This window comes from Lysobacter sp. Root690, from assembly GCF_001427785.1.
Lineage (GTDB): Bacteria > Pseudomonadota > Gammaproteobacteria > Xanthomonadales > Xanthomonadaceae > Lysobacter.
On the sequence record NZ_LMHM01000011.1, the window covers coordinates 396186 to 422154 of the forward strand.

Below are 25969 nucleotides of genomic sequence, written 5' to 3' on the forward strand. Positions count from 1 at the left end.
GCGGATTACTGCGCTTGGACACGGTCGTTTAGTCCGCCGGACTCGCGATCAGGGATTGGTCGGCTGATACACCGACAACGCCCAACCCATGCGCTCGTGCCCGTACTGGTTCCAGATCGGGCTGCGGCCGTTGCTGAAGCTGGAATAGCGCGGCGCGCCGGTGCCGGTGGTGCCACCCCACAGACCCGCCGACACGGTGCCGCCGGTGTAGGTCGGATGGGTGTCATCGGACTGGATGTAATCGAACGAACTCGACGAGGAAACGAACTTGGTGTTCGCATCGCGCAAGGTCGAGCGCAGGGTCACCGAGGTCCGGGTGATGTAGCTGGCCTCGCTTTCCCCGGACACATAGCGCAGCGCGTCGGAGTCGATCAGGCCGTCGCCGTTGCTGTCGTAATCCGCGGCCATGTACTGGGCGAAGCTGTCGGCGCACTTGAAGCCCTTCTGGCGGGCGTATTCGCACATCCAGTAGTTCATCTTGGCGATCGCGGGCAGGAAGCGGTCGCGCATGTTCACGGTCTGGCCGGTGCCGGCGTCGCGGCAGGCGCTCTGCACGTTGTCAGTGTTGTAGCCGGGATAGTGCAGATTCGAAATCACCTTGAGCCGGGTGTTGGCGTGCGCGTTGGTGTTGATGTAATCCATCGCCGCGGCCACGTAGGTCTTGCACGAATTGATCGCCGCATCCAGCCCGCTGTAGTCGCAGGTGCCGGTCTGCGACTTGAACGCCGAACGCGCCTGCAGGCCGTCGTTGCCGCACATCTCGAAGCTCACCACCCGGGTCGACGCGGCCTGCATGTAGGAACGCTCGGCCACGATCTTGTTTTCGTAGACATCGCGCGCCACCGCGCCGGACTTGGCGCGACGCACGCTTTCGATATCGGCGTTCCAGCGCGCCGACAGGTATTCGGCGTCCACCGTCGGCGCCGAGTATTTGCCCGCGTTGCTGATCGAGCCGTTGTAGCCGGCGAAGATCGAATCGCCATAGGCGACGGTCCGATATTTGGCGGTGGTGCCGGACCGGTCGATGGTCCACGACACGTTCTGATTGAGGGTATTGGCCATCGCGGGGGCCGCGAGCGCGATCAGCGCCACAGCCGAAAGCAACCGCCCCGCCTTGTTGCGGAACAGAGTCTTCATCCTTAATTCCCCTTCGAGATGATGTGCGCTGCGGACACCTGCTGGTGTCCGATGAGAAGGTGGTCCGACGAAAGTGATGCGACGAAACAGCGAAGTCCGACTGACGGCGAGGACGCCCACACGTTCCGGCATCGCTCCCCCTGCCATCGCCCCCCGGACGCTAGCGTACGGTTCCGGCGGCACGCAATGTGCGCTGCAGCAGCGACGGGGGGCTGCATCACGTTTTCGCATTCGCGTCGGCAAACCGCGCGGGCGGCACGACGCGTCAGCGGGGCCACGGCCCGCGTTGCGGCGCCCCTGCGTTCCTTCGCGCCTGCGCACTGCCGCCGACGCATCGCCGCTGGCATCCACACGGCCGAACGCGGGGAAGACCCGCTGCGTTTCGAAACCCGCCGCGCGCGATCAGCGCAGGTACCGCGGCGCGTCCGCGTCGGCCTCCTGCCGCAACGGGCTGATGCAGCGGTTGTCGTAGCGCGCGCTGCCGGCGTAGTACGCGTACGCTTCGCGCGCCCGATCCCGGTGGCCCGCGCGCGACAACGCCAGCGCCAGGCCGGCGTCGATCGCATGCAGGTTCCAGCGCACCTGCATGCCCGGCCGCGCGGCGAGCGCGCGCGCCGCGCGGTAGTAGCCGATCGATCGTTCGAATTCGCCGCTGCGCAGATGCCATTCGCCCAGGCCGCGATACATCGCGACCTGCGAACCGGGATCGTCCACCTGCCCCTGCAGGCGCTCGACCTCGGCGACGAGCGGCCGGGCCAGATCGGCCTGGCCGTTGCGCAGCAGCGCCACGGCGTACTGCGCCCGCACGCCGATCGTCCAGGAATGGCGCGGCCCGAACACCCGCGCGCGCGCGCGCAGGCCACGCCCGGTCCAGGTCACGCCGTTGGCGTTGTCCGCACCGCACAGGTACAGCAGGCCCAAGTGGTCCATGTAGGTCGCGGTGGTGCCGTGATACTCGCCGAGCAGCCCGATCAGGGTTTCGACTTCGCGCCGGAACCCCTGCGTGGCCTCGCGATGCCGGCCCAGTCCGCTCAACGCCACGGCGCTGCGGATGCGCGCGATCGCCGCATTGCCGCTGCCGGCGCCGTAGGCGGCGATAGCCAGGCGTTCGGCCCGGCGCGCGCTGGCCAGGGCCTGCGCGGGTCGGCCCGCCGCGGACTGGCACAGGCTCAGGCTGTTGTAGGCATCGCCGAGGTCGCCGTCGCCCACCGCGCCCGGACGCGCCAGGATGAGCGCATGAATGTCCATGCATTCGCCCAGGCGATTGCGCAGCATCGCGTTCCAGCCGCGCGCGATCTGCAGTTGCCATTCCAACGGCGAGCCGGTGTCGGCGCGATACGGAAACTGCGCCTGCAATTCGTCCAGCCTGCGCTGCGCCTGATCCGGCAGGCCGCGGTACATGTCCGCTGTCGCGCGCAGCAGGCGTGCGTCCGCGGTGCCGCGCGCGTCGGCGCCCGAGGCACGGAGCAAGGCGATGGCGCGATCGGCGGCGGCCGCGGCCGCGGCGTAGCGACCGCGCGACAGCAGGCTCTTGCCGAGCGCGCCGACGATCTGGCCGGCGATGCGGGGATGATCGTGGAAACGCGCCTGCGCCTGTTGCACGCTGAGTTCCAGTTGATCGGCCATCGTCCTGTGGTCGCCCGGGCCTTCGAACGGGTCGCTGGCGCCGAGGATGTCCTCGCTCAGAAACCGGTTGATCGCTGCGGTTTCATCGCGTGCCTGGCTCAGGCGCTGTTGCTCGACCGCCGAATGCATCACGAACCCGATCGTCAGCGCCGCCAGGGTCGACGCGGTCAGCGCAACGGCGGCCGCGCCCAGCCGATGACGCCGCACCAGCCGGCGCAGGCGATAAGCCGCGCCGCCCTGACGCGCATGCACCGGCCTGCGTTGCAGGTAGCGCATCAACTCGTGTTTGAAGGCGGTCGCGGTCTGATAGCGCGAACCCGGATCGTCCCTCGTCGCCATGGCCACGATCGCCTGCAGGTCGCGCGACGGCGCGGCGAGCGTGCCCGCCCGCAGCACCGCATCGAGCAGGCGGCCGAGCTGCCACACGTCGGACGCGGTGCCCACCGGCTGCAGCTCGCGTTGCTCGGGACTGGCGTAGTCCGGCGTGAACGCGCTGACCTGATCGCTTTCCTGGGCCAGTCCGGCGATGCCGAAATCCAGCAGCTTGGCCTGCCCCCGCGAGTCGACCAGCACATTGCCCGGTTTGATGTCGCGGTGGATCAGCAGCCGGCCGTGGGCGAATTCGACCGCCTCCAGCACCGGCAGCAGCAGCGCGACGCGCGCGCGTTCGTCCAGCGCGGCGGTGCGCGCATGCAGGTCGATCGGCAAGCCTTCCACATACTCCATCGCGAACCACAGATGGCCATCGTCGGTATGCCCGCCGTCGACCAGCCGGGCGATGTTGGGATGCGACAGGCCGGCCAGGAACTGGCGCTCGCGCCGGAACAGCGCCTCGCTGTCGGGCGAGGTCGCCGCGTCCGGCAGCAGCTTGAGCGCGACGCGTTGATCGAACTCGCCGTCGCCGCGCTCGGCCAGGTACACCAGGCCCATGCCGCCGCGGCCGAGCTCGCGCACGATCCGCCACACGCCGATGCGATCGTCGCGATGCAGCGCCTGCTCGGCGAAGCGCGTGCGCAGCAGATCGCGAAACAGTGCGCCACGCAGCAGCCCTTGCGGTTCCAGCAGGCGATCGCGCAAGGACATGCGGCCGGCTCAGGCCGCTTCGTCGTCGACCAACTCGCGCAAGCGCTCGCGCGCCTGCCGCCACAGCCGCTGCGCGGTGCGCAACGGCAGACCCAGCGCGGTCGCGGTCTCTTCATCGCTGAGGCCGGCGAACAGCCGGCATTCCACCACCCGCACCAGACGCGCGTCGGTATGACCCAGTCGCTTGAGCGCCGCATCGATGATCAGCAGTTCCTCGGCCTCCGAATACGCCGCCCGCGAGGCGTCGAGGTCGGCCTTGCCCAAGGTGGTGTGCGACTGCGCGCCGCCGCGCTTGTGCGCGATGTGATCGCGCGCGTGGTTGATCATCAGTTGGCGCATGGCCATCGAGGCGATCGAGAGAAAGTGCGCGCCGCTGTGGATCGCGTCGGCGCCGGATCGATCCAGGCGCAGGTAGCAGTCGTGCACCAGCGCGGTCACGTCCTGCCCTCCTGAACCCCAGCATGCCCGGCGCGCCAGACGCTTGAGATCGGCATACAGAAGATGCACCACCCGGTCCCAGGCGGCCGCGTCGCCGCCGCGCGCCTGCCCGAGCAGTACGGTGATTTCGCCCATGGTTGAAGCGCCTCGCTGGATGTGGCGCGAGCGATGGCATGGGGTCCTTCACATGCCGCGACGGCCGCCCCGTGGTTCGCCGCCTACTGCCGCATCGCGTGTACTCACGGTGCCATTTGGCACAAACCTGATGGCCGAATTCTTGCCGCCTGCATGCTCAAAAAGCAAACGTTAGTCACAGATTTTAGTGATGCAATGCAGCAAGCACCGAACGGTGGCGGAATTCCCGCTCAGACCGGGTGATTCAACAAGACGGGATCGATTCGTGACTCGGGGAGGGCCCGACGATGCGCACCGAACGTCTGCGTCGCAGTGTTGCGCCGCACAAGAATCACACTCGGGAGTGTCAATAGATGAAAACCGGTTACATGCACCACGCCCTGTTGGCGCCGGCGATGGCCTTGGGGCTGATCGTCGCCGCCAGCGCCCTGCCCGCGTCCGCCCAGACCCCGGCGTCCGTCGGCAAGATCGCGTTGCGCGATCAATCCAACCTCAGCCTGCGCCTGGCGGCCGAACGCGGACTGCGCGCCATGACCCTCGAAATGGCCCGCGGCCACGTCGCCAGCGCCAAGCTGCCCAGCGGCTTTCCTATCCCGGTGGCGACCTACGGCGACCTGCGAACGCTCTCGGTCGGCGTCGGCTTCGAGGTCAACACCATCGATCCGGCGGCGTTGATGTACGCCACCCGCGACGCCGATCTCAGCCGCATCGCGCGCGGCACCGACGCGTGGAAGTTCTTCATCCTCGCCGACGGCAAGCCGGTCGCCTTGCTCGACGTGGCCAAGGTCGACGGCGCTTGGCAGGTGATCGGCGCCGGTTCCTCCAACCTCGCCGCCGACCTCGCCGCGACCGCGCCGATGACCGGCGACGGTTCGTTCCGCTTCGTGCGCATCTACCAGGCGACCTCGGACTTGGTCGAAGTGCGCGGCGCGGGCGGTGGCTCGCGGTTCCTGCCGATGCGCTCGGCGCAGCACGCCCTGTCGATCTCGGCCACCTCGGCGAAGAACCAGGCGCTGAGCAGCGAGAGTCTGTTGCCTGCCTTGCAAACCGCCGTGCGCGGCAACCTGCAGCGCGGCCAGCGCTGACCGACCGAACGAACCCGGAGCCATCCAATGAATTTCAAGAAGAAACTGTCCACCGCCCTGCTGCTGGCGTTGACCGCGGTCGGCACGGCATCGGCCGGCGTGTTGAACGTGCCCTTGTACACGCAGGAACACAGCAACTGGTGTTGGGCCGCGTCGGCCTCGATGATCTTGCAGTACCACGGCAAGTGGGTCGCGCAATGCACGATGGTGAACCAGTCGTTCCGCATCAACTACGCCTGCGGCAACAACACCTTCTACTGGAACAGCAACGCCAACCAGGGCAATTGGAACTACTACGTCGACGATTCGATGAATTATTTCTGGGGTAGCCAGCGCTTCTATCAGCAAAACGGCTCGCTGACCCAGGCCAGCCTGCAGTCGCGCATCAACGCCAACAAGCCCTTCATCATGTCCTGGCGCTGGAGCAGCGGCGGCGCGCACGACGTGGTGGTGACCGGCTACTCAGGCAACTACGTGTACTTCAACGACCCGTGGGACGGCAGCTACACCATGACCTACGCCGCGACGGTGCGGTCGAGCGATCGCAACTGGGAAGATTCCCTGCTCCAGTACTGACAGGCTGTGCGCCCGCTCCGGGGAGCGGGCGCGCGGTAACGCGGATGCCGCGGCGATCGCCTCGTCGCGACACCGGCGGCGCGCTCGCGCGCGGCCGCGAGGATTTCCCCTGCCGCCCGTCGCGGCGCGGCGCGGCGGCGACGCCGGCCAGGTCGCCGATGCACTGCGCGATCATCCCGCCGCAGTGTTGATTTTCTCGATCACGCTTCGCTTGAACAGCTCGAACGACACGACCTCCGGACTGTCGTCGGTGAACTCCACATACCGCTCCTTGGCGCCGCGAATCATCTTTTCGACGGGACGGTAGTGCTGGTCTTTTGACGGCCGAATGAACACGAACCGCTCTTGCGGCTCGGCATAGTGGAGGATCAGCCAGACCTCCTGCTGCGGATGCGCCCGCACGTAATCGAGCTTGTCGGGCCGGACCCAATAGGTCGCGCCGCGCATCTGCTCGGTGCCGGTCACTTCGACCGCAAGCAAGGTTTGATGATGCCCATCCGTGCTGACCACTTCGATGTCGGGCCGCCCGGCCTGTTTCGGATGCTCGGCTATGAACTCGGTGCTGCCCGCGCCGAACCCCACGACCTGAGCCGCGGCACGCGGATCGACGCCATCGATCAAGGCCTTGACCTTGCCGAGCCGCACCGCTTCCTTCTTCCAGGCGGCCTGATCGTAGTGGTGTTTCCAGAAAAACGTCTCGCGCTCGATCAATTCATCGCAGGTGACGGCCATCCCGAGCGACAGCTGCATGGCCGGAAAGGTCCGCTCGCGGATGCTGCAGCAGTAATTGCCGTCGACGTATATCCAATACCTTTCCCGCTCGGGTTTGTGCTCGATCCTGGTGATTTTCCCCACCACTCGCTCCTTGCGTTCATCGAAATCGAAGATCGGGCCCGGTACCGCGACGTGGGTACGGCCATGGCGCAACGCCGCGTCCTGGCTACGTGGCCGGAAAATAACGCAGTAGACTACGCAGGCGCTATAGCGACCGCCCGAGCGCCCCCGACACCTCCCCATTCGGCACACATGCCGGCCCAGAATTTGGCGTATATATTTGAATACGAAGGACAAATCCGGCACTGACAAAGACGTGTCGGAACACACCCCGCTGATGCGCCAGTTCTTCGCCGCGAAGGCCGAGCACCCGGACGTGCTGCTGTTCTTCCGCATGGGCGATTTCTACGAGCTGTTCTACGACGACGCCCGCAAGGCGGCGCGACTGCTCGACATCACCCTGACCCAACGCGGCAATTCGGCCGGGCAACCGATCCCGATGGCCGGCGTGCCGCACCATTCGGCCGAAGGTTATCTGGCGCGGCTGGTCGCGCTGGGCGAATCGGTGGCGATCTGCGAACAGATCGGCGACCCGGCCCTGGCCAAGGGCATCGTCGAACGCAAGGTGGTGCGCGTGATCACCCCGGGCACGGTCACCGACGAGGCCCTGCTCAACGAACGCCGCGACACCCTGTTGCTGGCGATCTCGCGCGGCAAGCACGGGTACGGCGTGGCCTGGGCCGATCTGGCCGCCGGCCGTTTCCTGGTCAACGAAGTCGCGACCGAAGACGCGCTCGAAGCCGAGATCGCGCGGCTGGAACCGGCCGAGATGCTGGTCGCCGACGAAGACGGCTGGGCGCCGTTCGTGGCCGAACGCAACGGCATGCGCCGGCGTCCGCCGTGGCTGTTCGATGTCGACAGCGGACGGCGCCAGTTGCTGCGTTTCTTCGCGCTGCACGACCTGAGCGGTTTCGGCCTGGAAGACAAGCCGCTGGCGATCGCCGCGGCCGCCGCGTTGCTGGGTTATGTCGAAGAAACCCAGAAGCAGCGCCTGCCGCATCTGACTTCGATCGCGGTCGAGTCCGGCGACGGCGCGATCGCGATGAACGCGGCCACCCGCCGTCATCTGGAGCTCGACAGCCGCATCGACGGCGACAGCCGCACCACCCTGCTCGGCGTGCTCGACAGCACCGTCACGCCGATGGGCGGACGCCTGCTGCGGCGCTGGCTGCACCGGCCGCTGCGCGACCGCGACGTGCTGCGCCATCGCCACCACGCCGTGTCGACCCTGATCGACAGCCGCGCCGGCGACGAAGTGCGCGAACGTTTCCGCGCGCTCGGCGATCTCGAACGCATTCTTTCGCGCATCGCCTTGCGCAGCGCGCGTCCGCGCGATCTGTCGACCTTGCGCGACGGCCTGGGCCTGTTACCCGACGTCGGCGCGATCCTGCGCCCGCTGGATTCGCCGCGGCTCAATGCGCTGTGCGCATCGCTCGGCGAACACGACGAACACGCGCATCTGCTCGCGCAGGCCATCGTCACCCAGCCGCCGGTGCTCGCGCGCGACGGCGGTGTGTTCGCGACTGGCTTCGATGCCGAACTCGATGAGCTGCGCACGCTGTCGACCAACGCCGATCAATTCCTGGTCGATCTGGAAGCGCGCGAACGCGCCAGCAGCGGCATCCCGACCCTCAAGGTCGGCTACAACCGCGTCCACGGCTATTACCTGGAAATCAGCAAGGCGCAGGCGGAAAAAGCGCCGACCCACTACACCCGCCGGCAGACCTTGAGCAACGCCGAGCGCTACATCACCGAGGAACTCAAGCAGTTCGAAGACAAGGTGCTGTCTGCGCGCGAACGTTCGCTGGCGCGCGAACGGCTGCTGTACGAACAATTGCTCGACGCGCTGAACGAGCGCCTGGAACCGCTCAAGCGCTGCGCCGCGGCCTTGTCCGAGCTCGACGTGCTGTGCGGTTTCGCCGAACGCGCCGCCACGCTGGACTGGTCGCGACCGGACCTGTCGGACGCGCCGGGCCTGCGGATCGAGCGCGGCCGGCATCCGGTGGTCGAGGCGGTGCGCAAGGAACCGTTCGAACCCAACGACCTGATCCTCGACGAGGACAACGGCCGCCGCATGCTGGTCATCACCGGCCCGAACATGGGCGGTAAGTCGACCTACATGCGCCAGAACGCGCTTATCGTGTTGCTCGCGCATATCGGCAGTTTCGTGCCGGCGTCGCGCGCGGTGATCGGCCCGATCGATCGCATCCTGACCCGCATCGGCGCCGGCGACGACCTCGCGCGCGGCCAATCGACCTTCATGGTCGAGATGAGCGAGACCAGCTACATCCTGCATCACGCCACCCACCAGTCGCTGGTGCTGATGGACGAAATCGGCCGCGGCACCTCGACCTACGACGGCTTGGCGCTGGCCGAGGCCTGCGCGCGCCACCTCGCCCACGGCAACCGCGCCTACACCTTGTTCGCGACGCATTATTTCGAACTGACCGCGTTGGCCGAACCGGGCAACGGCATCGCCAACGTGCATCTGGACGCGGTCGAGCATCACGACAAGAACGGCGGCGAGCAATTGGTGTTCATGCACGCGGTCAAGGACGGCCCGGCCGATCGCAGCTTCGGTTTGCAGGTGGCGGCGCTGGCCGGCCTGCCCAAGTCGGTGGTCAAGCAGGCGCGCGGACGGCTGATCGAACTCGAGCAACAAGGCCGCGACACGCCCAAGCCGTCGTTCGCCAAAGCCGCGCTGGACGCGCCGCAGCAGTTCGGCCTGTTCGCGCCGCCGTCGTCGGCCGCGCTCGATGCGCTGGCCGAGGTCGACCCGGATGAGTTGACGCCGAAGCAAGCGCTGGAAGCCTTGTATCGGATCAAGGCGTTGGTTTGATAGGAAGCCATGGCGAGGTCGGGTTTCGTAAAGTCGTCGCGAACAACCGGCCGATACGAAACCTCTGCTCGCCATTCCAGACTTCATTGGCTCGTCACATCCGCATTTGCTCGCGCTCGTCACTTGATTGCCTGCGTTTGCTCGCCACTGCGCTACCTGCGTTTGCTCGCCATTGCGCTACCTGCCTTTGCTCGCCACTGCGTCGCCTGGCTTTGCGCGCCACTGCGTCGCCTGGCTTTGCTCGTCATCCCCGCGAAGGCGGGGATCCAGAGACTTCAGAGTCCTGTCGCGGTGAAGCCCTGGATCCCCGCCTTCGCGGGGATGACGGTGCCCGGATAACGATCCAGGGATATGGCCACGACGATCGCCATCGCGAGACCCGCAGGCCAAGATCGACGACGCCACGATGGGAAGTGGCGCGCATGCGCCGCGGCGCCGAATCGCATTGCCGTCGCATATTTCGCATCACCCGCCGCCACCGCCCAAGGCCCACGCCGACCGACCCGCTAAACTGTCGCCCGGAATGGACACCGGAGCCCCCGTGGAAGCCTTGCTATTCGTCGTCGGCGTGGTCGCCGGTCTGATCCTCGCCCGCCTTTATCGGGCCACGCCGGTGGCCGTGGCCGCTATTGCCGATGCTTCTCCGGCGCAGGTCGCTTCAACCGCCGAGGAGGAGGACACGAGCGACGCCAAGGCGCCGATTGAAACCTCTTCGGCCAACAACGAAACACCCGCCGATCAACTGCTGCGGTTGCTCCGCGCCATCGACGCGGTCGACGAACGCATCCAGCGTCCGCAGGACCTGCTGGCCGTGCCCGAATTCCACCAGGGCGTGGACTTGCTAGCCGGCGAGGCCTTCAGCGCCGAGGAACTGGTACGCCAGCTCGGCGGCAGCGGCTACGTGCAGCAATCGATGATTACCGCGGTGCTGCCGCGACGCGGCGACATCGCGCTCGAGCCGGTGCTCGAACACGCCGCCCAGTTCGGCGGCTACCCGCTGCATTTTCTGATCGACTACCTGCGCACTCGCGGCGACGCGCAGGCGCTGCCGCATCTGATGCGGCACGCGCAGCCGTGGTGGTGGGACTTCGCGCCGGTGCGCCAGCACCTGCGCGACTACCTGCAATGGGCGCAGCAGTTCGGCGATGCGCCGGCCGCGCCCGCGCTGGACGAACTCGAAGAGGCCCAGGCCAGCCAGCTGCGCGACACCCTCAAGCGCTTCGCCTCGCCGCTGCTCGATCCGCTGCTGGCGCAGGTCGAACGCGCCGCCAACGCACGCCGCGAAGGCCGCGTGCTCGGCGCGTTCGGCCGGGTCAACGCGGCGATCAAGCCGCAGACGCGGATCGTGCATGACGCGTTGGCGCGGCAGCTCGAACGCGTGCATGAGTTGCTGAGCAACGAGGCGACGACCTCGGTCTTGGTCGCCGGCGAACACGGCGTCGGCAAGAGCGTGCTGATCGACCTGCTCAGCCAGCGCCTGCAAAACGAAGGCTGGCTGGTGTTCGAAGCCAGCGCCGCGGAAATCCTGTCCGGGCAGAGCTATATCGGCGAACTCGAGGAACGCGTGCGCGAAATGCTCGCCGTGCTCGATCGCAAGCAGGCGCTGTGGCGCGCGCCGGACTTCTTCGACCTGCTGGCGAAGGGCTCGCACTCGCGCGATCCGCGCGGCCTGCTCGACCTGATGCTGCCGGCGATCGAACGCGGCCAGTTGCGGGTGATCGGCGAAATCACTCCGCGCCAGCTCGCCCAGTTGCTGATCGCGCGGCCGGTGATCAAGCACCATTTCGAAATTCTCAACCTCGCCCCGGTCGAACCGCTCGCGCTGGAGCCGATCGCGGCCGAATGGGCGCGGATCGAAGCCGAACGTCTCGGGCGCCCGGTCGCCGACGCGCGCGTGCTGGCCGAAGCCGCGCGCATGGCCGCGCAGTATTTTCCCGAACAGCAGGAACCCGGCCGCTTGCTGCGATTGCTCGGCGACAGCCTGCAGAGCGCGAGCGCGCAAGAGCCGCCGGCCCTGCCGCTGGACGCCGAAGGCCTGCTCGCGACCATCGCCCAGCGCAGCGGCCTGCCTCTCGACGTGATCGACGACCGCCAGAGCCTCGACCTCGATCGTCTGCGCGCATTCTTCCGTCAGCGCGTGATCGGCCAGGACGAAGCCGTCGACGCCCTGCTCGACCGCATCGCGATGCTCAAGGCCGGCCTGACCGACAACGGCCGGCCGATCGGCGTGTTCCTGTTCGCCGGCCCCACCGGCACCGGCAAGACCGAACTGGCCAAGGCGCTGGGCGAACTGTTGTTCGGCAGCGACGAACGCCTGCTGCGCCTGGACATGAGCGAATTCCAGTCGGAAGACTCGGCCTGGCGCCTGACCGCCGACGAAGGCGGTCAGGGCGGCGTGCGTTCGCTGACCTCGCGCATCCGCGAGCAACCGTTCTCGGTGGTGCTGCTGGACGAATTCGAAAAGGCCCATCCGAAGGTGTGGGACCTGTTCCTGCAGGTGTTCGACGACGCGCGCCTGAGCGATCGCAGCGGCCACACCGCCGACTTCCGCCACAGCATCATCATCCTGACCAGCAACGTCGGCTCGACCATTTCGCGTAGCGCGGGGCCGGGTTTCAATTCGGTCAGCGGCGGCTATTCGCGCAGCGCGGTCGAGAAGGCCTTGTACGAAACCTTCCGCCGCGAATTCATCAATCGTCTGGATCGCGTGGTGTTGTTCAACCCGCTCGACCGCAATCTGATGCGCGAGATCCTGCACAAGGAACTGGGCCGCGTGCTGACCCGACGCGGCTTGCGCAATCGCGACTGGGCGGTGGAATGGGAACCCTCGGCGATCGAATTCCTGCTCGACCGCGGCTTCACCCCGGACCTGGGCGCGCGCCCGCTGCGCCGCGCGATCGAGCACTACCTGCTCGCGCCGCTGGCGCGCAGCATCGTCGAACACCGCGCGCCGCGCGGCGACCAGTTCCTGTTCGTGCGCAGCGCCGGCGACAAGCTCGATGTGGTGTTCATCGATCCCGACGCGCCCCAGGTGCGCGAAGTCGCGCCTGCCGATGAAGCCGCGACTGCCGACGCAACCGCGCCGACAGCGGCCGGCGACCTGCGCGACCTGGTCTACGCACCCTCGGCCGATGCCGAGGCGATCGCGCGCCTGGATGCGCGCCTGCGCGAACTCGACGCGGCGATCGAATCGGCCGACTGGGTGCGCGCGCGCGAAGATGATTACGCGCGCATGAGCGAATCCGACTTCTGGTCGGCCGGCGACCGCCACGGCGTGCTCGACCGGATCGAACGCCGCGACCGCATCGAAAGCGCGCTCGACACCGCCCAGCGCATGCAGCGGCGCCTGCGCCAGGACCGCGGCAACGGCGAGTTCGCCGGCCGTCTGGCCCAGTTGCTGTTCCTGCTCGGGCTGGCGATCGACGCGGTACGCGAGCAACGGCCGCAGGATGCACTCATTCAGATCGACACCGGCGACGCCGATCCGCTGCGTTCGGGCGCCGATCTGCGCCTGTGGTGGCAGCAGTTGCTGGCGATGTACCTGGCCTGGGCGCAACGCCGCAACATGCGCGTCGAAGTGCTGCGCCAGGATCCCGAACACTGCAAGGCATGGTTGGCGGTCAGCGGTTTCGGCGCGCTGGATCTGCTGCAGGGCGAATCGGGCCTGCATGTATTCGAGGAACTCGACGACGGTGTCACCCGTCGCGCCTCGCTGTCGGTGCAGGTCGCCGCCGACCTGCCCGGCCGCGCGCGCGTGGCCCAGGCCGCGCCGGATGGCGAACGCCGTATCTGCCGGCGCTATCGCGAATCGCCGTCGCCGTTGGTGCGCGACGGCGTGCGCGGCTGGCGCAGCGGCCGGCTCGATCGCGTGCTCGCGGGCGAATTCGACGTGATCCAGGGCGGTTGATTTCAGCGTCCGGCCGGCGTCGTCGCCGGTCTCTTGCCGCGGGTGCATCGCGGCCCGAAGGTTCAACGCGCGCCCGACCCTCTCTGGCCAAGTGCGCCGCGCGATGCGAGCGCGCGCCAAACCGATCGCCACATGAAAACGACAGGCGCCGCGCGGGCGCCTGTCGCGTCGCAATGTGCCTCGCTCAGAACTCGCAACCCGCCGCGCACTCGCGGTAAGCGCGATTGCAATGCTGGATCGAACCGCCGCCGGCCTGGGCGATGCAGTCGCGCTTGATCTCCAGGCAGGCGTTGATGCAATCGGGATCCGCCGCGAACGCCGAGGCGCCAAGGCCTAGACCGAACACCAACGCCGTCACCGCGGCGATCCGCAGGCCCGCGCTCTTCCCCATCGTGTTTGCCTTCATCGTGTTTCCCTCCTTGGTCGAATGGATGAGCGCCACGGCGCTGCGGCCGACGCTCGCGGCGAGTATGAGCCGGCGCCGGCATGCACAAACGCTGCTGCAAAGCAGCATCCGCGCGCGGATCGGCAAGCCGCGACGCCCGACCGGCGCGTTTGCCACATCGATCACGAATCGCAGGGCGCGGGCCTTCCATGATTCGAACGCGCCCATGCTGCGCCGCGGCGCGAACCGCTTCGTCATAGCCAGCTTCTATCGAATACGTCGGAAATATCGATTTCACTTGTCATTGGCGCCGACCTATCGTCAACCCACCTCGACACCCCGCCCCACGGAGCCCCTTCCGTCACCGCTACACCACCCGAGCGCCAGCGATGCGATTGCACGACCACTGCCAGCCGACCGGACCGTCCGCCGTCTCGAACCCGCCAATGCGCGGGCGCGGCCGGCACTTGAGCCTCACCGCCCATGCGGCGATGCCGTTCCAGGACCCGTTCCAGCAGCACCGGCCGAATCAGCAGTCGACGCAACACCAGCGCAACGTCCGCAACGGGTCCGAGATCGGACCCGTTCGCGCATAGGCATTCGGGCGTCACCCGGAACGCAGCCGTCGAACCCGCACCGTCACCAGCGAAAGGCTAAAGAACCCATGTCAAACACCGAATCGAAGTGTCCGTTCAACCACACCGCCGGCGGCGGCACGTCGAACCGCGACTGGTGGCCCAACCAGCTCAACCTCAAGGTCCTGCACCAGCAGGCGCCACCGTCCAATCCGGATCCCGACTTCGATTACGCACAGGCGTTCAAGACCCTCGACCTGGCCGCGGTGAAGCAGGACTTGCACGCGCTGATGACCGACTCGCAGGAGTGGTGGCCGGCCGACTTCGGCCATTACGGCCCGCTCTTCATCCGCATGGCCTGGCATAGCGCCGGCACCTATCGCACCTTCGACGGCCGCGGCGGCGCCGGTGCTGGCCAGCAGCGTTTCGCCCCGCTCAACAGCTGGCCGGACAACGGCAACCTCGACAAGGCGCGCCGCCTGCTGTGGCCGATCAAGCAAAAGTACGGCAACAAGATTTCCTGGGCGGATTTGATGATCCTCACCGGCAACGTCGCGCTGGAGTCGATGGGCTTCAAGACCTTCGGCTTCGCAGGCGGCCGCGCCGACGTGTGGGAACCCGAAGAATCCGTTTACTGGGGCAGCGAAACCACCTGGCTCGGCGACAAGCGCTATAGCGGCGACCGGGTGTTGGAAAACCCGCTCGGCGCCGTGCAGATGGGCCTGATCTACGTCAATCCGCAGGGCCCGAACGGCAATCCCGACCCGATCGCCGCGGCCCGCGACATCCGCGAAACCTTCGCGCGCATGGCCATGGACGATGAGGAGACCGTGGCGCTGATCGCCGGCGGCCACACCTTCGGCAAGACCCACGGCGCCGGCCCCGAATCGCACGTCGGCCGCGAACCCGAAGGCGCCGATATCGCCGAACAGGGCCTGGGCTGGGCCAGCAGCTTCGAAAGCGGCATCGGCGGCCATGCGATCACCAGCGGCCTGGAAGTCACCTGGACCAGCACGCCGACGCGATGGGGCAACGAGTTCTTCGCCAACCTGTTCGGTTTCGAGTGGGAACTGAGCAAGAGCCCGGCCGGCGCGCACCAGTGGATCGCGAAGGACGGCACCGGCGCGGACAAGATCCCCGACGCGCACGATCCGAACAAGCGCCACGCGCCGACCATGCTCACCACCGATCTGTCGCTGCGTTTCGATCCGGCCTACGAAAAGATCTCGCGCCGCTTCTTCGAAAATCCCGATCAGTTCGCCGACGCCTTTGCTCGCGCCTGGTTCAAGTTGACCCATCGCGACATGGGGCCGCGTCCGCGCTACCTGGGTTCGGAAGTTCCGGCCGAAGTGCTGATCTGGCAGGACCCGGTACCGGCCGTCGACCACGCGCTGATCGACGAGCAGGACATCGCCGCGCTCAAGGCCAAGGTGCTCGCTTCCGGCCTGCCGGTGTCGCAACTGGTATCCACCGCCTGGGCCTCGGCCTCGACCTTCCGCGGTTCCGACAAACGCGGCGGCGCCAACGGCGCGCGCATCCGTCTGGCGCCGCAGAAGGATTGGGAGGTCAACCAGCCCGATCAACTGGCCAAGGTGCTGTCCGCGCTCGAAGCCATCCAGAAGGAATTCAACGACGCGCAGAGCGGCGGCAAGAAGGTGTCGCTGGCCGACCTGATCGTGCTGGCCGGCGCCGCCGGCGTCGAACAGGCGGCGAAGAACGCCGGCTTCCCGGTCAAGGTGCCCTTCACTCCGGGCCGCACCGACGCGACCGCCGAACAGACCGATGTGCATTCGTTCGCGGTGCTCGAACCGCTCGCCGACGGCTTCCGCAACTACCTCAAGGGCAAGTTCGACGTCACCGCCGAATCGCTGCTGATCGACCGCGCGCAGTTGTTGAACCTCAGCGCGCCGGAACTGACCGTGCTGGTCGGCGGCCTGCGCGTGCTCGGCGCCAACGCCGGTCAAAGCAAGCACGGCGTGTTCACCCGCAAGGCCGACGCGCTCAGCAACGACTTCTTCGTCAACCTGCTCGACATGGGCACGGTGTGGAAGGCGAATTCCGATGCGAAGGACGTGTTCGAAGGCCGCGACCGCAAGACCGGCGAACTCAAGTGGACCGGCACCCGCGCCGATCTGATCTTCGGCTCGCACTCGCAGTTGCGCGCGCTGGCCGAGGTCTACGCCAGCTCCGATGCGCAGCAGAAATTCGTCAACGACTTCGTCGCGGCCTGGAACAAGGTGATGAACGCCGACCGCTTCGATCTGAGCTGATCGACCGGCGAACCGTTCGCCGACAACAGACCCTGTGTGACTTTATGCCCGGCGACCTCAGCCGGGCTTTTTTTCGCCGTTCGCCGTGGCGGCCGCGTTGCCTGGAAAAGCCGGAGTCGCGAAAACACCGCCAGGCCTGTCGTTGCAGGCCCGATCGCCCCGGCGCGGCCCGCCGTTCGCGGCCGCAAGCCTCCGACCCGCCGCACGAAAGCCCCAAGTGCCTCAATCGCACCGCGCGCCCACATCGCCTGCACGATCGCGATGCCACCGCCGATTTCGCGACCGCCAGCATCACCCGCCACTCACGATTCGGCGCTAGCATCTGCTTTCCTCGCACCCGGAAACCCCGCCATGAGCGCCTCGCTGACCGACGATCTTCTCAACCAACTTCAGGGCCAGCCGCTGGCGCAACTGGGCAGCCAGCTCGGCCTGTCGCAGCCGCAGACACAGAGCGCGGTCAGCGCGGCGCTGCCGTTGCTGCTCGGCGCGCTCGGCCGCAACGCCAGCCAGCCGCAGGGCGCTGAAGCTCTGTTCGGCGCGCTGCAGCGCGACCATGCCGCGCCCGCGGCCGCCAGCGGCCTGGACCTGGGCAGCGTGCTCGGCGCGGTGCTCGGCGGTGGCGACGGCAATCGCCAGACCGACGGCGCCGGCATCCTCGGCCACATCTTCGGCGGCCGCCAGGAAACCGCCGCGCAGGGCCTGGGTCAAGCCACCGGACTGGAAGGCGGCCAGGCCAATACGCTGCTGAAACTGCTCGCGCCGATCGTGCTGTCGTATCTGGCCCAGCGCATGTTCTCCGGCGGCGGCCAGGCCGCGGCCTCGCCGCAGCAGCTCGGCAACGTGCTCGGTCAGGAACACGAGCGCATCCAGCAACAAGGTTCGGCTGGCGGCCTGCTCAGCTCGGTGCTCGACCAGGACGGCGACGGCCAGCTCGGCCTGGGCGACCTGCTCAAGATCGGCGGCGGCCTGCTCGGCGGTCAGCGCTGAGGTTGCATCCCGTTCGGCTTCGGCTGGACGCGGTGTCAGCGACATCAGGTGGACGACGGCTGCGCTTCGGCGCGGCCGTCGTCGTTTTGGGCGGCGGATTTCAATTCCGGTGCGGTCGAATTCTGGCGCGGTCGAATTCCTGCGCGATCAGATTCGTGCACTGTCAGATTCGGCGCGGCCGGAGTTCGGCGAAATCCGAAATCGCCGCTGGAGTTGGACGCGCGCGAACGCGACGACCGACGCCGCCGGCGCTACAACGCGTCGATATCGCCCAGAGCCTTGATCAGGCGCCGTGCGCGCTTGTCCGGCTTACCTTCCGGCGCGCGGTAGCCGTTGCGCTCGGCGATGCGCGTCGCGCGCAGTTGCTCGCGCGCCAGGCGCGAGGCTTCGGTTTCGGCGTACAGCGTCTGCGCCACGCTGGCCGGACCGCGATCGTCGCTGAGCGCCAGCACCGCGACTTCTAACACTTCCTCGCCGCGCACGATGCGCAGACCGTCGCCGACCCGCACCGCGCGCGAGGCCTTGGCGTGCTGGCCGCCGACCTCGACCTTGCCGGTCTCGACCGCCTGCCGCGCGAGACTGCGGGTCTTGAAGAAACGCGCGGCCCACAGCCACAGGTCCAGGCGGACCGAGGCGGCCGGCGACGCGACAGGTGTTTCGGCTTGCTTGCTCATCGATGCGGAAGATAGCGGTGCATTGTCGAAGGATACGACGGGAGGTGCGAAGTGGGCGCATGCATCGAAGGCGAAAGCGAAATCCGCGCCTTTTCCAAAGGGCGGAAAGCATTGCATCGCGCTCGTCGAAGATCGTGTCCAGTTAGGGACCGACGCGAAATGCATCGCATCGTGCCACAAGAATAATCCCCACCTTGAGAAAGAGGGAATGCACCACGTCGAGCATCCGAAAATCATGCCCACTTTGTAAAAGGGGGCGAGCGCCCGGCGTCGCAATCCAGTCATCGCGTCGCTTCCGCGCGGGGGATTCGCTTTTTACCTGCAGATCGCCGCGCACCGAAGGCAAAAGCGAATCCCCCCTGCCCCCCTTTTCCAAAGGGGGAAAAGCAGCGCGTCGCGCCTGTCGAAGATCGCGTCCGTCACATCGCGCCCGAGAGTCATGCCCACCTTGAGAAAGGGGAATGCACCACGTCGCGCCCCCGAAAATCATGCCCACTTTGAAAAAGGGGGCGAGCGCCCGGCGCACCTGTGCAGTCATCGCGTCGCTTTCGCGCGGGGGATTCGCTTTTGATGCGGATCGCCGCGCAACGAAGGCAAAGAACCAATCCCGTCGTCTGCTGTTCCAAGGAGAAAACGCACTGCGTCGCGCCCAACGACGATCATGCCCATTTGGACGAAGCACTAATGCACCGCTTCGCGCCGCCAGAAATCATGTCCATGCTGAAAACGCCCTGTCCCCGATCCGTGTTGGTGGCGACGTCTGGTTATTTTCTAGAGTGTCATGGTCATACAAACGGCCGACGCAGGACAAAGCAACCGGAACTGAGAGCTGCCAAGCACATCCGCCGGAGCCAAATCGCGAGCGACCGCGCGATAACCATGGGCCGTAAAGAAGACGGCTGCCGTTTCGGTCAAGAGAAACAACTCACGCAAGCCCGTGGCGCGCGCTTGGTTTTGCGCATGTCCGAGAAGGATAGCGCCGAGGCCCGAGCCGCGGTGAGCGGTATCGACTACCAGCGAGCGTAATAGGCCCGCCTGCCCGAAGTGCTGCACACCAACGACGCCGACAATCCCGTCAGCCTCTTCAGCCACCCAAAGCTCGACAGAAGGGACCGGAAGATCCGCTGTGGGCAGACCGGCCGCGGCCAGGAGAGCACAGATGCGCTCATTGTCCCCCGGAGTGGCTTGGCGGATTGCGGTCATGGGGCGGTCCTGGTTGGCCGCTGTGAAGCCTAACTGACCAACACGGATCGGGGACAGCGCGTTTGAAAAAAGGAACCAGGACTTTTCCGACAATCACTTCTTCCATTGCGACTGATGCTTGTTCGGCACCGAGACCTTTCCCACATCCGCGCAACCCAGCCCGCGCAATAATCCATCGCTCGCGCCAACCCGACATCGCGCGGCCACGACCCGCTCACCCCACGCGGCGGCATACTGCGCCATCCCCGACCGGATCCCGCCATGGCCCCCAGCACCCCGCGCGGCAGCCACCTGCTGACCGAAGGCCCGATCGGCCGAACCATGATTTCCTTCGCCCTGCCGATCATGGCCGGCAACGCGGCGCAATCGCTCAACGGCTCGATCAATTCGATCTGGGTCGGCCGCTACCTCGGCGAGGCGGCGCTGACCGCGACAGCCAACGCCAACAACATCATGTTCTTCCTGATCGGCTCGATCTTCGGCATCGGCATGGCCGCGACCATCCTGATCGGTCAGGCGATCGGCGCGCGCGACACCGCCCGCGCGCGCCAGGTCATGGGCACCAGCGCGACCTTCTTCATCGCCCTGTCGGTGCTGATCGCGATCGCCGGCTGGTTCATGGCCGACACCGTGCTGCGCGCGATGGGCACGCCGGCGCCCGCGCTCGCGCTGGCCGAGAGCTATCTGCGGGTGATCTTCCTGTCGATGCCGTTTCTGTACGCGTTCGCGTTCTTCTCCGCCGCGCTGCGCGGCGCCGGCGATTCGCGCACGCCGTTCCGCTTCTTGTTGATGTCGGTGGCGCTCGACATCGTGCTCAATCCGTTGCTGATCTTCGGCTGGGGCCCGGTGCCGGCGATGGGCATCGCCGGTTCGGCCGCGTCGACCTTCTTCGCCCAGGGCCTGAGCCTGCTGGCGATGCTGCTGTACCTGCGGCGCAAGCGCCACGTACTGTGGCTCGGCCGGCAAGATGCGCATCTGCTCAAGATCGATCCGGCGGTGCTGCGCGCGCTGATCGTCAAGGGCGTGCCGATGGGCCTGCAGATGGTGCTGATCTCGCTGGCGATGATCGCGATGATCAGCCTGGTCAACGCCCACGGCACCGGCACCGCCGCCGGTTACGGCGCGGCGCTGCAACTGTGGACCTATGTGCAGATGCCGGCGATGGCGATCGGCGCGGCGTGTTCCTCGATCGCCGCGCAGAGCGTCGGCGCCGGACGCTGGGACCGGGTCGACGCGACCGCGCGCACCGGCACCGGTTTCAATTTCCTGATGACCGGCGCGTTGATCGCGCCGCTGATATTTTTCGACCGCTATACGCTCGCGCTGTTTCTGCCCGAGGGCAGCGCGTCGTTCGAAATCGCCCGCCACCTCAACCATATTTCGATCTGGTCGTTCCTGTTTTTCGGGGTGACCTTCGTGATCTCCGGCGTGGTCCGCGCGACCGGCGCGGTGGTGCCGCCGCTGCTGATCCTGGGCTTCGCGCTGTGGGGTGTGCGCGTGCCATTCGCGACCTTGCTGCAGCCGGTGATCGGCACCGACGCCTTGTGGTGGAGCTTCCCGGTCAGCGCGTTCTGCGCGATGTTGATGTCGCTGGCGTATTACCGCTGGGGCGGTTGGCGGCGCTCGCGGATGATGAGCCCGGCCGAACGCGCGGTCGCGCCGATCGCCACCCAGACCATCGCCACGCCGGCGGAAATCGCTGCGCAGCCGCCGGCGCCGGTGGCCGATGCGAGTCCGGAAGAGCTCGCCAACCTGGCGCGCGATATCGACGACGCCGAAACCGAACGGCCGCCGCGCTGACGCGTCGCACCGCTCGACGCAGGCAACACGCAGCCGCGTTCCGCGGCCATCGGCGTGCTCAGATGTCCTGCAACGCCACGGTGAACACCCCTGCCTCGCCCTTGTCGAAGGCCTCGCGCCAGATCCGGTAGCCCTCCAGGTCGGCGTCGCGCACCGGCATGTGGCCGATCACGCGCGGTTCGACCTCGGCCACGCGGGTACCGACGATCGGGAAGTGGCCGAGCAGGCGCAACGCCTTGAGTTCGTCGACGTCGGCGACATGCTCGCGCAGCACTTCCTCGGCGGTATGGGTGTCGAACTTGCGCAGCGACAGCGCGTCGCGGCCGTCGGGCAAGGCGTCGATGCGCTGGACCCAGAAAAAGCCCCATGCGCCGTCGCTGCGCTGATAGGTGCAGATATCGCCTTCGGACAAACCCGGATTCACGTTGCGCTCTCCTGCCGCGGGGGCGGCACTGCCGGCGGCCGACGCCGCGTCGGGAATCTAGCGCGAACCGGGCGCGGCGCACAGCGCCGCCGCGGCCAGGCAGCGGGCCAATCGCGGCCATCGTGAAGACCACGATGCGGACCCGCGCGGATGCGCTTGATCGACACGCCAAGCGCCCTGAGGCGGCTCGCGCCGCGCGCGTCCATGCCGGCCGCTGTCACCGTGCCGCGCGCAAACGCAAACGGCCGCCTCGCGGCGGCCGTTAGTGGCATTGCGCGGCAGGCGCGCGATGCGGGGATTACTCGCCTGCGGCGACGTTGGCGCTCTTGGCGCGCGCGTACGCGGCCAGATCTTCCTTGATGCGCGCCTTCTTGCCCTGCAGACCACGCAGGTAGTACAGCTTGCCGGCGCGGACCTTGCCGCGGCGCTTGACGTCGACCGAGTCGATGATCGCGCTGTGGGTCTGGAACACGCGCTCGACGCCGAAGCCGTGCGAGATCTTGCGCACGGTGAACGAGGAGTTCAGGCCGCCGTTCTTGATCGCGATGACCACGCCTTCATAGGCCTGGACGCGCTCGCGCGTGCCTTCCTTGACCTTGACGTTGACGACGATGGTGTCGCCGGGGCTGAAGTCGGGCAGCTTGCGGGTGATCTGCTCGGCTTCGAAATTCTGCAGCAGGGTGTGGAGCGAGGGCTTGTTCATGGTTACGGCCTGTTGGATTAGTTGTTGCGCGAGTGCACGTGGACCCGCGTCATGGCATCGGTACAGCAAAGGGGTACAGCTAAGCGACTAATTATAACGAGCTTTTTTCCTGCGGCGCTAGGGGCTCAGGGCGTTTCGCCAGCCGGCGGGCCTGGCTGAACGGCCGATTCGGGGCTGGAAACGCTTCCAGCGGCCGCCTGGGCGCCCTGCTCCGCCGCCTGAGCCGCGGCCAATTCGGCGCGGAAGGCCGCGATCAGCTTGCGGTCGGCCTTGGACAGCGCGGCCTCGTCGAACAGGTCCGGGCGCCGCTGCCAGGTCCGCCCCAGCGACTGCTGACGGCGCCACTTGGCGATTTCCGCGTGATTGCCCGACATCAGCACCGGCGGGACCGTGCCCAGTTCGTGTTCGACCGGGCGGGTGTAATGCGGGCAGTCGAGCAGGCCGTCCTCGAAACTGTCCTGGACCGCCGATTCGGCGTCGCCCAGCGCGCCGTCCTGCAGCCGCGCGACCGCGTCGACGATCACTGCCGCGGCCAGTTCGCCGCCCGACAGCACGTAATCGCCGATCGAGATTTCCTCGTCGACCTCGGCCTGGATCAGCCGTTCGTCGACGCCTTCGTAGCGGCCGCACAGCAGGATCAGGCGTTCATGCCCGGCCAGTTCGCGGACCTTGGCCTGATCCAGGCGCGCGCCCTGCGGGCTCATGTAGATCACCCGGGCCGGCGCCGGATCGGCCTCGCGCGCGGCGCGGATCGCCGCACGCAAGGGATCGATCAGCATGACCATGCCCGGCCCGCCGCCGAACGGACGCTCATCGACACGGCGGTAATTGCCTTCGGCGTAATCACGCGGATTGAAGCCATGCAACGACAGCAGCCCGCGCTCGCCCGCGCGCCCGACCACGCCGAACGCCGCGCATTGCGCGACGAATTCGGGGAACAGGCTGATGAGGTCGATACGCATGAGTCGGCTGAAACCGTTGAATTGAGCGGACTGAACTGGACGGCGAATGCTTGCGCGAAATCGTGCTCAGGCCAAATGCTGGAGAAAATCGTCCACTTCCCGATCCGACGCCTGCCAAGCCTCGCCGCGCATTTCGATCATCGCGATCAAGCCCAACAGTTCCACCGGATTATCGGCAAGAAACGAATATCCGTTCTTACTGGCCAGGCAGCAGTCCGGCAACTCGGGATGCCGCTCGACTGTATAGCCTTTCTTCAACAGCGCCGAATAAGCGGGCGCCAGGGTATTGCCGGCCATTGCGATGCGCATGTCGACCTCACGGTGTATCCGGTGAAAGCGGACGCAGTCGCGCCCAGATCGGACGAACGCGCTTAAAAGTCAGGGTCCCAATCGACCGTCACGAGGTTCGCGTCGAAGTCGATCGAGACGACGTACTGCGGAATCACGAACGGAATCATGCGCTCACGTTCGTCGTCGCGGGCGACCAGCACGTCGTTGGCGCCGGTGGCGAACAGGTGCGAGACCTTGCCCAGCGACACGCCCTCGGTGGTGACCACGTTCAGGCCTTCCAGGTCGACCCAGTAATACTCGCCGTCTTTCGGCGGCGGCAGGGCCGAACGCGGAACGTAGATTTCGGTGCCGCGCATGGCTTCGACCGTGTCGCGGTCGCTGACATCGGGAAACGTGGCGATCAGGAACTTGCCGCTTTCGCGGCCACGCACGCCCGACAGCTCGCGCTCGCGGCCCTGCGGGTCGCGGACGATCCAGGGCTGGTAGCGGAAGATCGAGGCGCGCGGCTGCGTCCAGGACTCGAGCTTGGCTTCGCCGCGAATGCCGAAAGCGCCGAGCACCCTGCCCAGCAGGAGGCGGCGCGAGGAATCGCTCATGGGTGCGTTGGAAGGGCCGCGCGGGCTAACCTGCGCGGCCCGCCGACTCAGGCGGCCGGAGCGGCCTTGACGGCCTGCTTGTACAGGTCGGCGACCTTGTCGGTCAGCTGGGCGCCGTTGGCGACCCAATGCTTGACGCGATCGATGTTCAGCTCGACGCGCTTCTCGGCGCCGGCGGCGACCGGGTTGTAGAAACCGACGCGCTCGATGTTGCGGCCATCGCGGGCGCTACGGCTGTCGGTGACGATGATGTGGTAGAACGGACGCTTCTTGGCGCCGCCGCGGGTCAGTCGAATCTTGACCATGGGGTCTGTTTTCCTGTGTTGCCCAGCCGTCGGAATGACGGGGTAAGCCGGAAAGTTTAACCGATTCCGTGGCTTGGGCAAACCCGGGCCCCTGACGGGCCCGGATTCCCGCGCTTCCCTGCCCTGCCGCGCCGTCCCTGGCGCCGGCACCCGCTTCCCTCGGATGCCGCCCGGCGGACGACGCCGTCCTGTCGCCGCCCTTGCGCCGGTTCCGCCCCCCGGAACCGGTCTTCCCCGAATCTCGATGTGTCCGCGCTGTCCATGGGCGGCTTGTTGCTCACGTGGCTGGCACGGTCGTCGCGACCTTGCGGGCGGCGGCGCTCGGTTCTGAGCGCGCGGCCTGCACGAGGCCTCCCGCGCTTGGATCAGCCCCCCTCCCGTCTGTCCGTCCCGCGCCTCGCCGTTCCGTGAACACAGAATCGCCCGGCGCCGTCTCTCAGCCCGAGAACGCGCGACGCCGTTTGTCGGCGAGTGGCGGCGCTTGAAAACGGGCGCGGGCGTATGCGCAGGCTGAGTGCGTTAGGGCGGGACGATTTACCAGGAAACAAGGCTGCGTAATTGCAGTTGTTGCGCGGTCGCGACTTACGTCGCTCCTACAGGGCGCGATTGCGAGAGCGCGATGGATGGTGATGCCTCGTGACTGTCAGGAAAGAGGCTTTCGCCTTTGCTCGTCATCCCCGCGAAGGCGGGGATCCAGGGCTTCACCTCGGCGCTGCGTGAGGTCTGTGCGATCTGCTGGATACACACAATGTTCGAGTGTTCGACGATACGAATACAAATACGGTTCGACGGTGTACGCGGTATCGCGAGGTATGCGTCGATTTAATAGTGCTTCGGCGTATCTGCGGGCTTCGTGCGCTGCGGCGGGACGATTCGCTAGAAAAGATGGCCGCACAGTTTTCATGATTGCGCGGTCGCGACTCGCGTCGCTCCTACAGGTAGCAACAGGAGATCGCGATGTATGGAGAAGCAGCGTGCAGCGGCGAGGAAAACGCTTTCGCTCTTGCTCGTCATCCCCGCGAAGGCGGCTATCCAGGGCTTCACCTCGACATGGCGTGAGGTCTGTGCGATCTATTGGAAACAAACGAAAACGGCGGCCAGTGGCCGCCGTTCGATGGGTACGCCGAGACTCGC

20 protein-coding genes are annotated in these 25969 nt (G+C 67.0%); 7 read left to right on the forward strand and 13 right to left on the reverse strand.

Features of this window, described 5'->3' with window-relative positions:
- Positions 1-48 precede the first annotated feature (48 nt).
- From ASD86_RS06885 to ASD86_RS06895, 3 genes are all read right to left on the reverse strand, one after another.
- Positions 49-1137: a hypothetical protein gene (locus ASD86_RS06885; protein ID WP_056108590.1), complete on the reverse strand. Its 1089-nt coding sequence runs from the start codon at positions 1135-1137 to the stop codon at positions 49-51.
- 402 nt (positions 1138-1539) lie between these two features.
- Entirely contained in the window at positions 1540-3846 is a 2307-nt protein-coding gene (locus ASD86_RS06890) for a serine/threonine-protein kinase (RefSeq protein WP_056108593.1), read from the reverse strand.
- Positions 3847-3855: 9 nt separating this feature from the next.
- Positions 3856-4419 carry an ECF-type sigma factor gene (locus ASD86_RS06895; RefSeq protein WP_056108596.1) on the reverse strand — a complete coding sequence of 188 codons (564 nt, stop codon included), beginning with the start codon at positions 4417-4419 and terminating at the stop codon, positions 3856-3858.
- Between the two features lie 353 nt (positions 4420-4772).
- Between ASD86_RS06895 and ASD86_RS06900 the strand changes: the two genes are divergently transcribed.
- Positions 4773-5504, forward strand: coding sequence for a hypothetical protein (locus ASD86_RS06900; protein ID WP_056108599.1), 732 nt, complete (start codon positions 4773-4775; stop codon positions 5502-5504).
- 27 nt (positions 5505-5531) lie between these two features.
- A complete protein-coding gene (locus ASD86_RS06905; RefSeq protein WP_056108602.1) occupies positions 5532-6080 on the forward strand; it encodes a C39 family peptidase in 549 nt (182 codons plus the stop codon).
- A gap of 171 nt (positions 6081-6251) precedes the next feature.
- Here the strand turns inward: ASD86_RS06905 and ASD86_RS06910 are convergent, their stop codons facing one another.
- Entirely contained in the window at positions 6252-7007 is a 756-nt protein-coding gene (locus tag ASD86_RS06910; RefSeq protein ID WP_056108604.1) for a hypothetical protein, read from the reverse strand.
- A 184-nt stretch (positions 7008-7191) separates the two neighbouring features.
- On the opposite strand from ASD86_RS06910, the gene mutS reads away from it, so the two are divergent.
- Together mutS and ASD86_RS06920 are read left to right on the forward strand one after the other, a co-directional pair.
- The gene (gene mutS, locus ASD86_RS06915; RefSeq protein WP_082578160.1) at positions 7192-9753 is read left to right on the forward strand and encodes a DNA mismatch repair protein MutS; all 2562 of its coding nucleotides are present in this window, start codon (positions 7192-7194) and stop codon (positions 9751-9753) included.
- Positions 9754-10294: 541 nt separating this feature from the next.
- The gene (locus tag ASD86_RS06920) at positions 10295-13660 is read left to right on the forward strand and encodes an AAA family ATPase (RefSeq protein ID WP_235567686.1); all 3366 of its coding nucleotides are present in this window, start codon (positions 10295-10297) and stop codon (positions 13658-13660) included.
- Positions 13661-13844: 184 nt separating this feature from the next.
- Here the strand turns inward: ASD86_RS06920 and ASD86_RS06925 are convergent, their stop codons facing one another.
- Positions 13845-14273: a hypothetical protein gene (locus ASD86_RS06925; protein ID WP_157476260.1), complete on the reverse strand. Its 429-nt coding sequence runs from the start codon at positions 14271-14273 to the stop codon at positions 13845-13847.
- Positions 14274-14709: 436 nt separating this feature from the next.
- Between ASD86_RS06925 and katG the strand changes: the two genes are divergently transcribed.
- Together katG and ASD86_RS06935 are read left to right on the forward strand one after the other, a co-directional pair.
- Positions 14710-16890 carry a catalase/peroxidase HPI gene (gene katG / locus ASD86_RS06930; protein ID WP_056108615.1) on the forward strand — a complete coding sequence of 727 codons (2181 nt, stop codon included), beginning with the start codon at positions 14710-14712 and terminating at the stop codon, positions 16888-16890.
- Positions 16891-17241: 351 nt separating this feature from the next.
- Positions 17242-17877 carry a DUF937 domain-containing protein gene (locus ASD86_RS06935; RefSeq protein ID WP_056108618.1) on the forward strand — a complete coding sequence of 212 codons (636 nt, stop codon included), beginning with the start codon at positions 17242-17244 and terminating at the stop codon, positions 17875-17877.
- 251 nt (positions 17878-18128) lie between these two features.
- Here the strand turns inward: ASD86_RS06935 and ASD86_RS06940 are convergent, their stop codons facing one another.
- Together ASD86_RS06940 and arsN2 are read right to left on the reverse strand one after the other, a co-directional pair.
- A complete protein-coding gene (locus tag ASD86_RS06940; protein ID WP_056108621.1) occupies positions 18129-18551 on the reverse strand; it encodes an RNA-binding S4 domain-containing protein in 423 nt (140 codons plus the stop codon).
- 771 nt (positions 18552-19322) lie between these two features.
- The gene (arsN2, locus tag ASD86_RS06945; protein WP_157476262.1) at positions 19323-19754 is read right to left on the reverse strand and encodes an arsenic resistance N-acetyltransferase ArsN2; all 432 of its coding nucleotides are present in this window, start codon (positions 19752-19754) and stop codon (positions 19323-19325) included.
- 261 nt (positions 19755-20015) lie between these two features.
- Between arsN2 and ASD86_RS06950 the strand changes: the two genes are divergently transcribed.
- Entirely contained in the window at positions 20016-21554 is a 1539-nt protein-coding gene (locus ASD86_RS06950; RefSeq protein WP_056108627.1) for an MATE family efflux transporter, read from the forward strand.
- Positions 21555-21612: 58 nt separating this feature from the next.
- On the opposite strand, the gene ASD86_RS06955 is transcribed toward ASD86_RS06950, so the two are convergent.
- The 6 genes from ASD86_RS06955 to rpsP form a co-directional block, all read right to left on the reverse strand.
- The gene (locus ASD86_RS06955) at positions 21613-21978 is read right to left on the reverse strand and encodes a hypothetical protein (RefSeq protein ID WP_157476264.1); all 366 of its coding nucleotides are present in this window, start codon (positions 21976-21978) and stop codon (positions 21613-21615) included.
- Positions 21979-22276: 298 nt separating this feature from the next.
- Positions 22277-22681 carry a 50S ribosomal protein L19 gene (rplS, locus tag ASD86_RS06960; RefSeq protein WP_056108634.1) on the reverse strand — a complete coding sequence of 135 codons (405 nt, stop codon included), beginning with the start codon at positions 22679-22681 and terminating at the stop codon, positions 22277-22279.
- Between the two features lie 125 nt (positions 22682-22806).
- On the reverse strand, positions 22807-23643 hold the full coding sequence (trmD, locus tag ASD86_RS06965; protein WP_082578129.1) for a tRNA (guanosine(37)-N1)-methyltransferase TrmD: 837 nt from the start codon (positions 23641-23643) through the stop codon (positions 22807-22809).
- A gap of 66 nt (positions 23644-23709) precedes the next feature.
- Positions 23710-23952 (reverse strand): hypothetical protein, encoded by a 243-nt coding sequence (locus ASD86_RS06970; protein ID WP_157476266.1) that lies wholly within the window; start codon positions 23950-23952, stop codon positions 23710-23712.
- Positions 23953-24014: 62 nt separating this feature from the next.
- A complete protein-coding gene (rimM, locus tag ASD86_RS06975) occupies positions 24015-24530 on the reverse strand; it encodes a ribosome maturation factor RimM (protein WP_056108641.1) in 516 nt (171 codons plus the stop codon).
- A gap of 47 nt (positions 24531-24577) precedes the next feature.
- Complete coding sequence (gene rpsP, locus ASD86_RS06980; protein ID WP_036111600.1) at positions 24578-24835, reverse strand: 30S ribosomal protein S16; 258 nt, start codon at positions 24833-24835, stop codon at positions 24578-24580.
- Positions 24836-25969: the final 1134 nt, after the last annotated feature.

What these genes read in the sequence shown, in the direction of transcription:
- ASD86_RS06885 (WP_056108590.1), bottom strand. Translation starts at nt 1,137, where the DNA reads ATGAAGACTCTGTTCCGCAACAAGGCGGGGCGGTTGCTTTCGGCTGTG.
- ASD86_RS06890 (WP_056108593.1), bottom strand. Translation starts at nt 3,846, where the DNA reads ATGTCCTTGCGCGATCGCCTGCTGGAACCGCAAGGGCTGCTGCGTGGC.
- ASD86_RS06895 (WP_056108596.1), bottom strand. Translation starts at nt 4,419, where the DNA reads ATGGGCGAAATCACCGTACTGCTCGGGCAGGCGCGCGGCGGCGACGCG.
- ASD86_RS06900 (WP_056108599.1), top strand. Translation starts at nt 4,773, where the DNA reads ATGAAAACCGGTTACATGCACCACGCCCTGTTGGCGCCGGCGATGGCC.
- ASD86_RS06905 (WP_056108602.1), top strand. Translation starts at nt 5,532, where the DNA reads ATGAATTTCAAGAAGAAACTGTCCACCGCCCTGCTGCTGGCGTTGACC.
- mutS (WP_082578160.1), top strand. Translation starts at nt 7,192, where the DNA reads ATGCGCCAGTTCTTCGCCGCGAAGGCCGAGCACCCGGACGTGCTGCTG.
- ASD86_RS06925 (WP_157476260.1), bottom strand. Translation starts at nt 14,273, where the DNA reads ATGGGCGCGTTCGAATCATGGAAGGCCCGCGCCCTGCGATTCGTGATC.
- katG (WP_056108615.1), top strand. Translation starts at nt 14,710, where the DNA reads ATGTCAAACACCGAATCGAAGTGTCCGTTCAACCACACCGCCGGCGGC.
- ASD86_RS06935 (WP_056108618.1), top strand. Translation starts at nt 17,242, where the DNA reads ATGAGCGCCTCGCTGACCGACGATCTTCTCAACCAACTTCAGGGCCAG.
- ASD86_RS06940 (WP_056108621.1), bottom strand. Translation starts at nt 18,551, where the DNA reads ATGAGCAAGCAAGCCGAAACACCTGTCGCGTCGCCGGCCGCCTCGGTC.
- arsN2 (WP_157476262.1), bottom strand. Translation starts at nt 19,754, where the DNA reads ATGACCGCAATCCGCCAAGCCACTCCGGGGGACAATGAGCGCATCTGT.
- ASD86_RS06950 (WP_056108627.1), top strand. Translation starts at nt 20,016, where the DNA reads ATGGCCCCCAGCACCCCGCGCGGCAGCCACCTGCTGACCGAAGGCCCG.
- rplS (WP_056108634.1), bottom strand. Translation starts at nt 22,681, where the DNA reads ATGAACAAGCCCTCGCTCCACACCCTGCTGCAGAATTTCGAAGCCGAG.
- trmD (WP_082578129.1), bottom strand. Translation starts at nt 23,643, where the DNA reads ATGCGTATCGACCTCATCAGCCTGTTCCCCGAATTCGTCGCGCAATGC.
- ASD86_RS06970 (WP_157476266.1), bottom strand. Translation starts at nt 23,952, where the DNA reads ATGCGCATCGCAATGGCCGGCAATACCCTGGCGCCCGCTTATTCGGCG.
- rimM (WP_056108641.1), bottom strand. Translation starts at nt 24,530, where the DNA reads ATGAGCGATTCCTCGCGCCGCCTCCTGCTGGGCAGGGTGCTCGGCGCT.
- rpsP (WP_036111600.1), bottom strand. Translation starts at nt 24,835, where the DNA reads ATGGTCAAGATTCGACTGACCCGCGGCGGCGCCAAGAAGCGTCCGTTC.